Origin of the sequence: Parageobacillus caldoxylosilyticus NBRC 107762 (genome assembly GCF_000632715.1) — a bacterium.
In the GTDB taxonomy this organism is placed as follows: domain Bacteria; phylum Bacillota; class Bacilli; order Bacillales; family Anoxybacillaceae; genus Saccharococcus; species Saccharococcus caldoxylosilyticus.
On the sequence record NZ_BAWO01000010.1, the window covers coordinates 63,533 to 78,416 of the forward strand.

The following is a 14,884-nucleotide window of genomic DNA, read 5'->3' on the forward strand; positions in this document are numbered from 1 at the left end:
GGGATAAAGAAGCAAGAGGCTATAATTTATATAAACTAATTTTCGGCATGATAAAATTTTTATAATATAATCATATTAATATTCAATTTTTATTCAAATTTTATTCAAATTGTAAGCGCTATATCTCATTGAAATTTAGTTTTAATAACTTTAAAATGATAATGTGAAATTATTCACAAATAATTATCAAACAAAAATATTTTTGAAGCATTTTGTGAAACATTTCACAAAAACAGAAATTTTCTAAGGAGTGACCGAGATGGGAAAAACAACAAGAAAAGTGGCGATCATCGGTACAGGTCTAGTAGGTTCAAGCGCGGCTTACTCAATCATTAATCAAGGAATCTGTGAAGAATTATTAATGATCGATATCAACAAGGAACGCGCTATAGGCGAAGCCTTAGATTTATCACATTGCATTGATTTTACAACTTCAAGAACAAAAGTTCGTCCTGCATCATACAGCGACTTAGAAGATGTCGATGTGGCTATTATTACTGCCGGCCCACCGCCAAAGCCAGGACAAACTCGCCTAGATACACTTGGAATTGGCGCTAAAATTATGGAAGATATCATTCCACAAATTATGGAGAGCGGTTTTAATGGCATTTTCTTAATAGCTTCCAACCCAGTTGATATTATCACATATCATGTTTGGAAACTATCCGGCTTACCAAGAAATAAAGTGATTGGAACAGGTACTTCGTTAGATTCTTCGAGATTAAAAACCTTTTTATCCGAAATTTTAGATGTCGATCCAAGAAGTATTAACGGCTACATGATGGGTGAACACGGTGATTCACAATTTGCGGTCTGGTCTCACACTTACGTAGGTGGCAAGCCACTTCTAGAAATTTTAGAGGAACGAAAAGAAGAACTTGGTGAAATCGATTTAGATCAAATTGTCAAGAAAGTTAGAAAAGTAGGTTTTGAGATTTTAAAAAGAAAAGGGACCACTTACTACGGTATCGGAAATGCATTAGCTTTTATTACAAAATCGATTTTCAATGACGACCATAAAATCATCGCCCTATCTTGCGTGTTGGATGGGGAGTACGGTGAAAGAGATATTTGTACAGGCGTTCCTGCCGTTATTACTCGCGAAGGAATTAAAGAAATTGTCGAGCTTCGCTTAACGGAAGAAGAGAAAGCAAAGTTCAGACAATCCAATGCTATATTGCGAAAATACATGGAAAGCATCGGTTATAAACAAGAGGCTTTATCCATTGTGTAAGTTGCTTTGTGAAAAACTTCTGGAAAGAAGGAGTTTCTTATGAAAGAGTATGTGATGACAAGAATTTTTAAAGCTTCAACAGGAATTGCACAAGGAATTTTTGTTACGCTCGGTATTGGTTTACTTATTAAAAACATAGGAACAAACTTTGGAATTGATGCACTTGAACAAATTGGTACGATTTCGATTAGTCTGATGGCACCAGCAATCGGTGCGGGAATTGCCTTAATGCTGGGTGCAAACGCCCTTGTCATCTTCTCGGCAATGATTGCAGCAGCAGTCGGGGCAGGTGCGTTAAGCATTACAGATGCAGGTGTTCTCATTAAATCAGGAGAACCAATTGGAGCACTGCTGACGGCTACGATTGCAACTTATGTAGGCAAACGAATAAGCGGAAAAACTGCTCTCGATATGATGATTGTTCCATTAGGAACCATGTTAATAGCTGGATTGGCCGGGGTATGGTTATCACATGTAATCGCCCCTGTTTTAACAATGGCAGGCGAGATGATTAAATCATCAACTGCAGGTAACCCACTGCTTTCGTCTATCGTTTTAGCTGTCGTTTGGGGATTGTTCTTAATCTCACCGGCATCATCCGTGGCATTAGCGATGGCCTTAGATTTAAACGGCATTGCAGGAGGAGCAGCTTTAGCAGGCTGTGTGGCGCACTTCATCGGATTCTCTATCATATCTTGGAAAGAAAATCAACTTGGCGGGATTTTGGCCCAAGGTGTATGTACTCCTAAAGTACAATTACCTAACATTACAAAAAACCCATACATCTTACTGCCAACAGTAGTTGCCAGTGCGATTGTTGGGCCAATCTCCGCGTTAGTCTTCAAAATTGAAGCAGGAAAAGAGATTGCAGGTATGGGATTAAGCTCTTTTGTAGCTCCATTACAACTGTTAACAACATATGATGCCGGATTTATTGTTCCAGCAATGCTCGTCACTTACGTACTTGTGCCAGGTGCAATCTCATATGCAATCTATTATATCCTTAAAAAGGCTGGAAAAATTAAAGAAAATGACTTAAGATTGCCGAACTAATATAAAACAGAAGGTGTCCCAAATCGGGACACCCTCTTTCTGTTTCTGATGGAGCATACCGAAATGGCGAACAGTGCCAGCCAAATTCAATATTTTAACGCAACGTTCACCGCAAAAACATACCGTAAAAAAGCACAAAACCCGAACTCCACATTTGAGTTCGGGTTTCTTTATGATGATTCCGACTGGGCTCGAACCAGCGACCTCCACCCTGTCAAGATGAAACAGGAGATTTTATGAATTTTACTTAAGAAAGATAAGACCTTTTTACATTCGAAAAATGTTGATATATCAAGGTTTCCCTAATTTCAACATTCACTAGGTTATACCGAATTTATCGAATGGCACCATTTTGGGCACCAAATTTGGCACCAGAATGACACTAACAAAAAATCCTCTAAAGGTTGATGTGACAGGCCTTCTAAGCACATTAAAAATACTGGAGGGCTTAATAAGATGGATTCTACTAACCGTAAGGAAATTCTTGAATATCTTATTGGATTAATTCGACATGAGAAATATTAGATCGAAAGAGAATCGAAATAGGTTCCTGAGTTAGCTGATTATGAACTGCCCTTTAGCCATAAAAAATCCCCTCCCAGATAGACTCCTAAGAACATCATATCAAATGTTCTCTTTTTTACTTTCTACCTGTAGGGGATAATACCAAGCCTCATCTTTCTTTTTTATAAAAAAGATATAGATGTTGGAATATATCCATACCCGTCTGCTTTCTATTAAAAGTCAAAATTATCTGGGTCTGGACCGACTCGATGATTCTGATTCAGGCCATCAATCCGCTCCATATCTTCTTCCGTTAACTCAAAATCAAATACCGATGCGTTTTCAACAATGCGATGTTCTTTTGTAGTTTTTGGAATGGTTACAACGCCATTTTGTAAGTCCCAACGTAAAATGACTTGAGCAACAGATTTGTTATACTTATTTGCGATCTCTTGTAGAACCTCATTATCTAGTAATTGACCCTGCATTAATGGAGACCAAGCTTCTAGCTGAATTCCATGTTTCTGACAAAACGACTGAAGTTCTTTTTGGGTTAAACGTGGATGGTATTCCACTTGGTTCACCATTGGTTTAATTTCTGCTTCTTTCATCAAGTCTTCAAGATGATGGATTTGAAAATTACTTACTCCAATAGCTTTTACTCGTCCTTCTTTATAAAGAGTCTCTAATGCTCTCCATGCATCTTTATACTTACCTTTTACAGGCCAGTGAATGAGGTATAAATCTAGATACTCTAAACCAAGTTTATTTAAGCTCGTTTCATAGGCTGCGATTGTAGATTCGTATCCTAAATCGGTATTCCAAACTTTCGATGTCACAAATAGATCTTCCCTAGAAATACCAGCTTCTTTCATTCCTTCACGAATACCTTGTCCGACTCCCACTTCATTTCCATAAATAGCTGCTGTATCAACACTGCGATAACCATATTTAATGGCTGTTTTCACAGCATTAACTAACTCGGGACCTTCTTCTACTTTAAACACCCCGATACCAAACCAGGGCATTTTTACACCGTTATGCAGAGTAGTTGTATCTTGCAAATTTTTTGCGACCATAAATTGACCTCCTAATTGTTATGAATTGAAATTGGATTCGAACTGTATTGCTGTCTACGTAAGTATCCGTCACCTCCCTTCAAACAACATTTTATAATTTTGGTTTAGCGATTAAATTTTACCAACAAAGAAAGCAAGCATAGTTGATAGCCATTGCATTCTGTAAACGTATGTTGAAAGGTCGGGTTTTTCGAATTTCTTTCCTTCTTTATCTAAATTCTACGCTACACTTTTTTTGATCTTTTCGCTCTAGGGCTCGACTCCAATCTGTTAAGATAACAGCTCCTAGAACCATTAATGCTCCTATCCACGGTGTATGAATAAGTCCAATCGAATCGGTGATTACACCACCCAGGTAGGATCCAATTGCGATTCCAGCGTTAAATGCTGCAATATTAATCGCAGAAGCCACATCTACTGCACTCGGTACAAAACGCTCAGCTAGCATTACTACATATACTTGCAGTCCCGGCACGTTCATAAAAGCTAACAATCCCATTAAGATGATCGTAATTAATGCAGCTACTTTAAATGGAGCCGTGAATGTTAAGATACAGAGCACAATGGCTTGCACAATAAACATATAAAATAATGCACCAATCGGATTTTGATTAGACAACTTTCCACCCATCACGTTACCAATCGCAATGGCAACTCCATAGATAAGTAGAATAACAGCAACTGTCTTCTCATTAAATCCAGTGATATCTTGAAGAAGTGGAGATAAATACGTAAAGACAACGAATGTACCTCCATATCCTAAAGCCGTAATAATAAATAAAAGTAATAAACGACCATTTGTCAAAAGTTTGAACTGATCGCCAAATGTAGTACGAGCACCTTTTCGTAAATTCGATGGAACAAGAATACTGTTAGCGATGAAAGCAATAATGCCGACAACAACAATAAATATAAAAGCAAGCCTCCAGCCGAATTGCTGCCCAATGAATGTGCCAAAAGGTACACCCGTAATAGTTGCTACGGTGAGACCTGTGAACATAATGGAAATAGCACTAGCTCTGCGATTTTCTGGTACCAAACTTGCTGCGATAGTGGATCCAATTGACATAAACACCCCATGTGAAAAGGCTGAAAGCACACGAGCAACTAGCAAAACACCTATACTAGTAGCACTAGCAGCAATGCTATTACCAATAATAAAAATAATCATAATCCAAAGTAATAAAGATTTACGTGACATATTAGACGTCACAGACGTCAGGATAGGTGCTCCAAAGGTTACCCCTAAAGCATATAAGGAAACTGTTAACCCCGCCGTTGAAACAGAAACTTGTAAATCTTGGGATATAAGTGGTAATAGTCCTACACTAATAAATTCTGTTGTCCCAATGGCAAATGCACTTACTGCTAATGCCAGCAATGCCAATGTACTTCGTTTTTTATCTAAAGTCATTTTTTCGCCTCCTAATCATTGTTTCAATCTCTGCAAACAAACTATATAAATAAAAGAGGATGGTTAAAACCGGCCGGCAAATGTTATTATGATATATATAAGTCACTTAGGAAAGTACGTACTTTTAAGTAATATAGATACTTAAAAGTGCTATAGATACTTTTTAGTACCTATTGATTAGGAGGAAGAAATATGCAGAAAAAGAAGTACAATATTCCCGTTGAAGCAACACTAGAAGTGATAGGTGGAAAATGGAAATGCGTGATCCTTTGCCATCTAACACACGGTAAAAAACGTACAAGTGAGCTAAAACGTCTTATGCCCGGCATTACACAAAAAATGTTAACTCAACAATTACGTGAGTTAGAAGAGGATGGAATCATTAATCGTATTGTTTATAACCAAGTTCCTCCAAAAGTGGAATATGAACTTAGTGAATATGGGTGGAGTTTAAAAGATATTTTAGACTCTTTATGTGCATGGGGAGAAAAACATATTACCAAGGTATACGGTGATAAATTTGCTGTGTTAGAAGATAGCGTTTTAAATGATAATCTGAAATAACGTACATTGAATAGATGGAACTCTTTCATTCAGTAAATCTTAAATCATCGTATTGGTGTAATCAACGGAGATAAAATTGGTTCTCCTGCAATTTTGGTGAAACCCTCTCGTGGCCATTATAGTAGTAAACTATTACCACAGGAGGGTTTATTTTGCATCCTGTCAAGGTGAAACAGGAGATTTTCTGAGTTTTATTTAAAAGAGACTAACCTTTAATATTTGAAAAACGTTGATATTCAAGGTTTTTCTAATTTGATTATACCGAATTTATCGAATAACACCGTTTCGCCACCAAAACGGCACCAACCCTCACTTGAGCGCTATTTTGAGTGCCTGTTATAAAAAATCAAAAAGCATGAAATCCTTGATACACAAGGATTTCATGCTTCTCTTAGAGATGATTTCCACGCGGCTCGAACGCGCGATCCCTACCCTGTCAAGATGAAACTGTTAAAGCCGATGATAAAATGGTTCTCCCGCAATTTTGGTGAAGAAGTCGAGGATAGATTTATGTGGTTCACTAATATTTTTGTAGAAAAGTATTAAACGAATTGGTAAAGGACTTTTTTGCTCAGTAAATCGAACTTGGCTCGCCCATACATTTGCCGTTTGATGACCTTTAGCCGGTTTACTTGTCCCTCTACAATGCCGTTGTTCCAAGAGTAGGATAATGCGTGTTTGGCCGAATTCTATATCGGATCGTATGTATGTGTAAATTGTTGTATTTCATGTATCTTACTGCCTTCCGCTTGTAGGAGCCATTCCTGAAGTGCTTGTTCATTCTTTTGTTCGTTCATCAGCTTCTGGAAGGCTTGAATAACGGATTTTAGCCGTGCAAAGCTTCGTGTTGTTCGAATAACTTGTCAAAGACGATTTGTTCCTCCTGTGTAGGGAGAAATTGGGACCACAAGTATGCTTGCAGTTTATATCTAGAAATACGAATCTTGTTTGTGTTTTTTTCATTCATTTCCCTTTTTCTTAGCCTTGCAATAAGTCCTTTAATGTAGAGAATGACTTATCATATCCCTGCTTTTGTATCACAGAAAAGATATGCTGGACCGTTGCCTTTGCTTGCAGAAGCTCTAGGATTTCCGAACGGCAGGGATCGGCACTATGCCTGCCGCGCCGTGTATGTTTTGGGGGCTTTTTCAGCTGTAAGTATTTGTCTAATGTTTTTCTATCTATGCAAAACTCCCTTATGATGTCTGCTTTACGTTGACCTTCCTTATACCGTAGTTGTACTTGCTGAATCAGCTCCCATTTTCTCTTCTCACTAGCGGTGAGAGGATGGTACTTTTGTCTAGAAGGTCTGTGACCATCTAACTCTGCAACACCAATAGAAATATGGCGAGGAAAGCTCTTTTTTAAAAACTGCTCCACCTTTTGCGTTAAATTGTGAAAGAGATGCCAACGGTCTGTAATTTGTACTGCATGAGGGCATCCTTCACGAATTCCTTTCGCGTATTCTGTGGAACCGTCACGAGTGACAACTTGAATAGAAGGATATTTTCGCAGCCAGTTAGACACCTCTTGTACTGTTCGATTTTCCAATAACGCAATCGGCTTTTGGGTTTGTAAGTCACAAACGATACTTCCGTATCGCTGCCCTTTTTTCATCGCCCAGTCGTCAATTCCAATGATAACAGGTTGTGTGATGGGAGGTATTTCTTCCTTACGAATCAAATACAGAAAACTATCTGCACTTGTAGGAATCCCATACTGTTTTGAAACTTTACTGGCAGTTTCTGCACTTAGGGAAAAGGCAAGATGTTTGAGAAAGGTGGTCAAGCGATTGGTACGTCTAGCATAAGGAGGCCACCAATCGGAAGGTCGCTCCGTAAAAATGCGTTGTGAACATGCAGAATGATCACAAAAGAATTTCCTTGCACGTACATGCAGAAAGACTTGTAACGATAAAATAGTTATATCCTGAATCACACGCCAGTATCGACTGTGAACACGGGAAGAAGGCATGTTACATGATGGACAAAGATTAGATTTTTGTTGAGATTGGATATACAACTTTACGCACGAACGATCAACAGAATAAAACAGCAGCTTCCAATCCTTATAGAATGTTTGCAGTTCCAAAATAAAACCTCCCATGGTAATAGTTTATTACTATAAAGACCACGAGAGGCGTTCACCAAAATTGCGGGAGAACCATTTTATCATCAGCTTTAACAGGGGATGCCGCGTATGACAGCGAAAAGGTTCGACAAACAGCCGAACAAGCAGGAATCCTATTCCTTTCCCCCATCAACCGCCGCAATAGCGAGGAACGGAAAGATGCCTATGGCCGGGTTCTTCCTGTCTTGTTGAAAACGAGATTTGGCCAATGGCCGTTTGGGCTTCGCCGCGGGATTGAACGGGTATTTAACGAGTTAAAGAGCGATGGGGTGGAACAACCCTGATGGTATGGATTTCATCGATATTTACTGCATGTGTTATGCTGCATCCTTATGCATAACTTCGAGTTTTTACTCTAGTTTTGCAACACCATCAGTTAATGAGTGAATAACTTGAACTTATTATATTAGTTATTACAATCTTCATGTTTTTCCCTCTGCTTGTTGTTAAATCAACACAATGAAAATCAAATCCCTCTCAGATCGGGTTCCAGAACAGTGTATCAAATGTGTTTCTTTTATTGTCTATTTGTAGGGAGATAAAATACTGTTAATATGTTACTTTTTTACTATTAATTCATAAAGCCGTTTTGAACCAATATATACTACATGGATAGATAAATACATGAGGAACAAAAATAAGGAAACATAAAGACGACCTTTATCTGTCATTACAATTTCATTAGACACAAGAGAATAAATCAAAACATAAAAATAGAAAAAGGCAAGCATCAGAAGTGCTTCAGAAAGAAAACCAAGAATTCCTTTCGAGCGGTTCAAGATTATAGAAAAAATCGTATCTACCACCCCTGTTATGACTAAAGTAGTTATAAAAAATTTTAGGATAATTTTGATAGAAGAAAAGGTTCCAAACGAATTAATACGGACATCGGTTGTCAACGAAATAAGATGCATTACTGAATAAAAAAGTAGGAAAGGCAACGAGATAATGGCTAAGCACATGAAGGATACAACTGTTATTGCAAAGATGTGATCTGAAACAGAATATTTATTTCTACCTTTTTCTTTTTTTATCATATACAAAATTCCCCTTTTTTTATAAATTTATGTATTGGATAATATATCTCTATGTAGTAAGAACGTGTTGCAAAACGCATAACGAATGCATAAATGCACATAAAAAATCCACCACCTTGGAAATTATATACAGTGACCAAAACCAACTACCAAGGGGTGGACACTATCATGATTTCCAATTTGAACAGCGAACATGCATGGTCTTATGAAATCGATCTAATTTTAGAAGCATTATTTCGATATATCGATTCGCTGTCGTTGCCGGAAACACCGTATGTGACAGGAAGGCCGCCAGTGTCGAAAAAATCGTTGTTGAAATGTTTCTTTTTGAAAACCTATTTTTCTATTGATTCCTTGCGAAAATGAGTACGCATTCTGCAGCATTTTCGCTGTTTTCAACGGGCTTGTGGGCTTGATGAAGTCCCACATCTATCTACGTTTTCCCGTGCGGCAAAGTGGTTTCGGAAACAGGGATTTCCTGTTTTTCACGCACAGCTGCTCCAAGATCTAGAAGTACGGTATCCCCAAATCGTGCTGATCGACAGCACGTCCCTTCGAAGCAGTCTTTACGATTCACAGGCAAAGTGGGGAGTGTCCACCCGATATCACTGGTTTAAAGGATATAAGCTCCATCTCTGCACCACTGCCGAGGGAAACATTTTATCTCATGTGTTAACCACAGCGAATCGAAATGATGCGGCAGTGGCACCAGAATCGCTTGTTTCTTTAAAGCAGTGGGATATCGAATTGGTATTGGGCGATGCCGCGTATGACAGCGAAAAGGTTCGACAAACTGCTGAGCAAGCAGGAATCTTATTCATTTCCCCCATCAACCGCCGCAATAGCAAGGAACGGAAAGATGCCTATGGCCGGGTTCTTCCTGTCTTGTTGAAAACAAGATTTGGCCAATGGCTGTTTGGGCTTCGCCGCGGGATTGAACAGGTATTTAATGAGTTAAAGAGCGATGGGGTGGAGCAACCCCGATGGTATGGATTTCATCGATATTTACTGCATGTGCTATGTTGCATCCTTATGCATAACTTCGAGTTTTTACTCTAGTTTTGCAACACCATCTATTACAAAAAAAAACCGTGTAACAAAACACTATTTGAAGATACCAAACCTAATTGTATTTCACTAGATAATCCGAATACCCAAAAAATAATACGTGACACAGTAGACACATACTACGTAGTAAGTAAGGATAAAGCAAAAAAAGATTACTCCCTCTTATCCTTTTCAAGTAACTCAATTATTCTATCAAGCTTTTGTTCAATGTTATTAGACTTGTTCGGGTGTTTTGTAACGAGTAAACGAACAAAGAGATAAAAACCGAAAAATATCCCAAAAATAATAAAAACGAACATAATAAACTGAAATATTAGATCGCCCATATTCATAATATTTCCTTTCTTCACTAGTTTTTGGATTATTATACCATAATATGTTGCTACGCAGTACGAAAAAATAGTGTAACAAAACACTAGAAGATACTAAACCTAAATTGTATTCCACCAGATGATCCGAATACCCCTTTTTTAATAAGTTAAATCCACACTTGTAATATTAGTTATACGGATGTATAGATATATCCCGTTACAAGACCGGAATGTATGCTTTTTCATATTAGTGGATACCCACCTTTTATAGTTTAACGCTTTCCTAAAAAGTATTATTTTGATAGTATTTACTTAACCACATACTACACACTATTCCAGTTTCAAACTAGGAATGGGGTGTAATGATGAACTTTGACAAGTTAATTAAAGAAAAGAAAAAAGGATTTTATTTTCGAATCGATGTGGGAAAAGACCCGTTTACCGGTAAGAGAAAGCAAGCAAGTTTCGGACCATTTCGTACAAAGACTGAAGCGAAGAAAGAACTTCTTAAAATTAAAAACCAAGTCGATGATGGAAGTTATTTTAAAGAAAGTACAGAAGATTTTTCGATGTTCATGGAGCGGTGGTTTAACACCTCTTATAAAAGAACAGTAGAAATAACTACCGCAAAAAGCAGGGAATATGTAATCAGAAATCATATTATGAAATATTTCCAACATAAAAAAATTAATGAAATTACAACATTTGATATTGACAGTTTTTATGTAGACAAGTTAGACAGCGGGTATTCAGGTGCATATATCCGACAAATGCATAATTTGCTCAATCAAGCATTTGATCAAGCTGTAAGATGGTCGTTGATTAAAGTAAATCCTGTAAAGAATGCTAAACCACCCAAAGTAAAAAGTGAAGAAAAAATAACATGGACAGTAGATGAGGTAAATCGATTTCTGAATCTGATTAAAAATAGCTCTACGGAGATACCTTACCTTCTTGCGATTTTCACAGGAATGCGACGAGGAGAAGTTTTAGGACTAAAATGGGATGACGTGGATTTTGAGAATAAAAAAATCCGCATCAAGCGCAGCTTATGCTTTGTCTCAGGCAAAGGATTAATTTTTAAAGAGCCTAAAACAAAAAAATCGAAAAGACAAATTTCAATTTCTCAACATGTTGTAAATGTATTAAAGAAACATAAACAAAAACAAGAATTTCAGAAGGAGAAATTGGGTACTCAATACCAAGACAACAATTTAATTGTCTGCACTGACGACGGAAAACCTCTTGATCCACGAAACTTGTTACGACAATTTTATCGCTTGATCGAAGAAGCAAATGTACCGCGTATAAGCTTCCATGATTTGCGGCATACACATGCAACAATCTTAATGCAGCAAGGCGAAAATCCAAAAGTGGTTAGCGATCGCTTGGGGCATTCCCGCGTCGGTATAACTTTAGATTTATACTCACATGTCAGTGATGATTTACAAGAGCAAGCGGCAGAGAAATTTGAAAATGCCCTTCTTAAAACAGAGTCAAAAACCTTTAGTTAACTAAAGGTGCAAGTTTTTAAATCACGGAGATTTTAACACAATTGCTAATAAAACAAAAAAGCTTGAAACCCTTGATACGCAAGGATTTCAAGCCTCTCACTTTAGTGATTCCGACTGGGCTCGAACCAGCGACCTCCACCCTGTCAAGGTGGAATTTATTATTTATACATAATTTTAATTAGTTTTATCTAACCTTAAAAAACCTTATTAAATCAATATTTTATTGATACTCATAGAAATTAAATTCTTATTTAATTATATCCTTTTTTATCTTTTTTCACCTATTCCTCCGCCAAAATCCACACCAAATCCTCCAAATTAATACGAAAAGCAATAAAAAACGAGGCTGTACATCATCCAGCCTCGTTTGTACCATTTAACCATTTAAGAAACACAGTTTTGCTTACTCTTAATTGTCTTCCGATTTTAACAACATGAAACTGTCCACTATTGAGTAATTCATATGCATTTGTTATACCAATTTGCAGGATCTCCTTGATGTCTTCTGCAGTTAAAGTAATTGGTAATTCATCTTCGTTTTTATACATACAATCTACCTCCATTCGGAGGTCAGACGTATTTTAATTAGTGTTTTAAATAAAGTGTTCTAACCGATGTTTCCAGTAAAGGGTGTTGATTAGTGCTTTGAATTAAAGTGTTTTGATTGGTTTTCTTATTGCTGACCTTTTTCGTTTTTTTACAAATATTAATTATTTATAAAAATCTTACTATATAACTATAATTTTGTAAAGATCCAAAATAATAAAGAAGGAATTTTTTGTTCCTCTTTTGACTTACGCTAATGCAGTTTCAATTATATTTTTAGCACTATTGTTTACATATTATCTTCGTTTAGTCCGTTATAAGAAACAACTTCCCAAACAGGCTCTTGTTTTTCTGCAACAAAATAGCCATTCAATTCAACGACTCGCCCTTTTGCCCATGGAGATTTTCTCTATGTCTATCCAAGAAAATGTTGAATTTATTTCATATTCAACTTCATGGATAAACGCTAAATAATAGAGAGCATTTATTTTATATTCTTCAATACTCCTCCGCACTTTTTCAATGTCACTTAGAAATGGTTTGTCTGATAAATCATATTTATATTTCATTTCAACCACTGCAATGATTTCGTCTACGTCGTTTTTCAAATGGCCATTTTCCCCCGGATTTTCATTCAGTTTGACAACAACCAAATCTGCACGCAATCCCATATAATAAAATTCTGTATATATCCTTAAATGATTATTCAATAAGTAATGATCGCCCAATCGTCTTCTCAAGTGATAATAAAAAGCATTTTTCAATGAATCCTCTTTCAGCAAACTATACTGCAAATAATTAATCTTTTTTAATAATCTTCTAACCAAAACTTTTTATAGCACTATCGACTTCTTTGTAAATTTTTTCGCTAAACACCGTCTCACCCGGATCATCAAAAAATTTAAGTTTGCAGTAAAAGCAACTCTTTACTCCAACCTTTGAATATTGCTTCGAATCCTCTGAATTCTTAATGCAGCAGGAGAAACACCGCCTATTTTCGCATAAATCCGATCTTCGATATCCTCAATTCTTTCCCCAAGCAACGCCTTTAAAATTATTCCTACAAAAGAGGTGGTTAGTGGCGGAACAGTTAATCCGGTAGGTAATAAAGCAAATTCTAAACCTAAACCTAGTATATCAATTTTTTCTTGAATAAGACGACCACAGGATTTATTCCATTTACGAATTTCATTATTAACAACTTCTACTTGTTCAAGCAATTTCTCATACGAACCACTAGACTGGTTGACTATTTCTGTGATAATGTTCCTTAATTTCTTCACCTCAGAATCATTCAAAACATCTATATAATCAAGAATCGATACATTTTCTGGACATATTATTTTTAAATTCTTTAATACAACGCCCATTTCATCGATTTTAGGAACCAACAAATTTGTATCTGAACCAGCATGTAAATGGGATACTAAATTTAAAATTTTTTCATTACGAACAATGCTAGGATAAAATACTGCTCCAAGCGCTCTTGCTATTGACAATTGCGTGCTGTACATATGCGATTCTATAAATATTGTATCGGATACTTCTGAAGACAATTTATTTCTCAAATATGAAATTAATGATTGTACGGCTCCTCCAGCAGTTATACTTCCGGCAGCAATATGTCCTTCATTCATAAACCATGCTTCTCCAGCCTCAGCAACTTGTATGTGGATATCAGTTGTTTCTGTTAATGCGTTTACTAGTAAAGTTTGAGTTGGATTTTTTTCTAACAGTTTTTTATTAATCAAAGATACGTTATAACTCACTTCTGCAGCAACTTGTGGGTTCTCCCTAAACGTTTTCCAAAATGGGAATTGATTTGCTAAGGTAAGGATAGTCAAACCATCTAATTGACGAGGTAATATAACATTTATGTCCTTATCCTCTAAAAATTTTCTAACTGTAGATGGCTTGTATTTATGCAAAGGATTTTTGAAAATGGGTATAAGTTTACCTTTTCTAGCCAATGCAAGAACTAAATCTATAGGTAAAGAATTTAATGCCTTATAAGAATTATTTTTATCCGGTAAAATGGGATAAAACACTTTAGAATATAGTGTTAAAAGAATTGAAAGTTGTTGTTCTGTAATAAAGGGATCGACATAAATTGTTCCACCTTTAGGTAACCTATTATCGATAATAGATGTGTATTTGATTTCACCGTTTATTAATTTACCTAACGTATCACCGAAACGCTCTTCATCACGCTTAGCAATATCTCTTATATGATCATCCTCATAATCCAAAACATCAAAGCGACTAGTTTGAATAAAAAAATTTTTTCTTCTTTCTTCAATAGAGTCTAACATCTTTTCCTCAAATTTATAAACCGATATAGACATATCAGAAGGAAATAACTCTTTTAATATAGATTTTGCTTTTTCAATCATCTCCTTGTCTGCTTCAAAGTTTTTATCAGCAATATAT

12 protein-coding genes and 2 pseudogenes are annotated in these 14,884 nt (G+C 36.5%); 6 read left to right on the forward strand and 8 right to left on the reverse strand.

Annotation, left to right across the window (positions count from 1 at the left end):
• Window positions 1–259 precede the first annotated feature (259 nt).
• Window positions 260–1,234, forward strand: a complete 975-nt coding sequence (locus GCA01S_RS04305; RefSeq protein ID WP_017436258.1) for an L-lactate dehydrogenase — start codon at window positions 260–262, stop codon at window positions 1,232–1,234.
• A gap of 39 nt (window positions 1,235–1,273) precedes the next feature.
• Entirely contained in the window at window positions 1,274–2,287 is a 1,014-nt protein-coding gene (locus GCA01S_RS04310; RefSeq protein WP_042407502.1) for a PTS transporter subunit IIC, read from the forward strand.
• 737 nt (window positions 2,288–3,024) lie between these two features.
• Here GCA01S_RS04310 and GCA01S_RS04315 read toward each other — a convergent pair.
• The gene (locus GCA01S_RS04315) at window positions 3,025–3,870 is read right to left on the reverse strand and encodes an aldo/keto reductase (protein WP_042407504.1); all 846 of its coding nucleotides are present in this window, start codon (window positions 3,868–3,870) and stop codon (window positions 3,025–3,027) included.
• Between the two features lie 208 nt (window positions 3,871–4,078).
• Complete coding sequence (locus GCA01S_RS04320; RefSeq protein ID WP_042407508.1) at window positions 4,079–5,284, reverse strand: MFS transporter; 1,206 nt, start codon at window positions 5,282–5,284, stop codon at window positions 4,079–4,081.
• A 192-nt stretch (window positions 5,285–5,476) separates the two neighbouring features.
• Here GCA01S_RS04320 and GCA01S_RS04325 point away from each other — a divergent pair, with 192 nt between their 5' ends.
• Complete coding sequence (locus tag GCA01S_RS04325) at window positions 5,477–5,848, forward strand: winged helix-turn-helix transcriptional regulator (protein ID WP_042407510.1); 372 nt, start codon at window positions 5,477–5,479, stop codon at window positions 5,846–5,848.
• 978 nt (window positions 5,849–6,826) lie between these two features.
• Here GCA01S_RS04325 and GCA01S_RS18980 read toward each other — a convergent pair.
• On the reverse strand, window positions 6,827–7,939 hold the full coding sequence (locus GCA01S_RS18980; protein ID WP_071997931.1) for an ISL3 family transposase: 1,113 nt from the start codon (window positions 7,937–7,939) through the stop codon (window positions 6,827–6,829).
• A gap of 95 nt (window positions 7,940–8,034) precedes the next feature.
• On the opposite strand from GCA01S_RS18980, the pseudogene GCA01S_RS21265 reads away from it, so the two are divergent.
• Window positions 8,035–8,337, forward strand: a pseudogene (locus GCA01S_RS21265) (ISNCY family transposase); the annotation flags it as partial.
• 198 nt (window positions 8,338–8,535) lie between these two features.
• On the opposite strand, the gene GCA01S_RS04340 reads toward GCA01S_RS21265, so the two are convergent.
• Complete coding sequence (locus GCA01S_RS04340) at window positions 8,536–9,015, reverse strand: hypothetical protein (protein ID WP_042407515.1); 480 nt, start codon at window positions 9,013–9,015, stop codon at window positions 8,536–8,538.
• 168 nt (window positions 9,016–9,183) lie between these two features.
• On the opposite strand from GCA01S_RS04340, the pseudogene GCA01S_RS19185 reads away from it, so the two are divergent.
• Window positions 9,184–10,074 (forward strand): annotated as a pseudogene (locus GCA01S_RS19185) (transposase).
• A gap of 161 nt (window positions 10,075–10,235) precedes the next feature.
• Here GCA01S_RS19185 and GCA01S_RS04355 read toward each other — a convergent pair.
• The gene (locus GCA01S_RS04355) at window positions 10,236–10,415 is read right to left on the reverse strand and encodes a DUF4083 family protein (RefSeq protein WP_042407518.1); all 180 of its coding nucleotides are present in this window, start codon (window positions 10,413–10,415) and stop codon (window positions 10,236–10,238) included.
• Window positions 10,416–10,759: 344 nt separating this feature from the next.
• Here GCA01S_RS04355 and GCA01S_RS04360 point away from each other — a divergent pair, with 344 nt between their 5' ends.
• A complete protein-coding gene (locus GCA01S_RS04360; protein WP_255212258.1) occupies window positions 10,760–11,908 on the forward strand; it encodes a site-specific integrase in 1,149 nt (382 codons plus the stop codon).
• Between the two features lie 353 nt (window positions 11,909–12,261).
• Here GCA01S_RS04360 and GCA01S_RS04365 read toward each other — a convergent pair whose 3' ends face one another.
• The 3 genes from GCA01S_RS04365 to GCA01S_RS20355 form a co-directional block, all read right to left on the reverse strand.
• Window positions 12,262–12,456, reverse strand: a complete 195-nt coding sequence (locus GCA01S_RS04365) for a helix-turn-helix domain-containing protein (RefSeq protein WP_042407523.1) — start codon at window positions 12,454–12,456, stop codon at window positions 12,262–12,264.
• 372 nt (window positions 12,457–12,828) lie between these two features.
• Window positions 12,829–13,218: a hypothetical protein gene (locus GCA01S_RS04370; protein WP_042407524.1), complete on the reverse strand. Its 390-nt coding sequence runs from the start codon at window positions 13,216–13,218 to the stop codon at window positions 12,829–12,831.
• Between the two features lie 162 nt (window positions 13,219–13,380).
• Window positions 13,381–14,884, reverse strand: a 1,504-nt coding sequence (locus GCA01S_RS20355; protein WP_042407526.1) for a hypothetical protein, incomplete at its 5' end; no start/stop codon positions are given.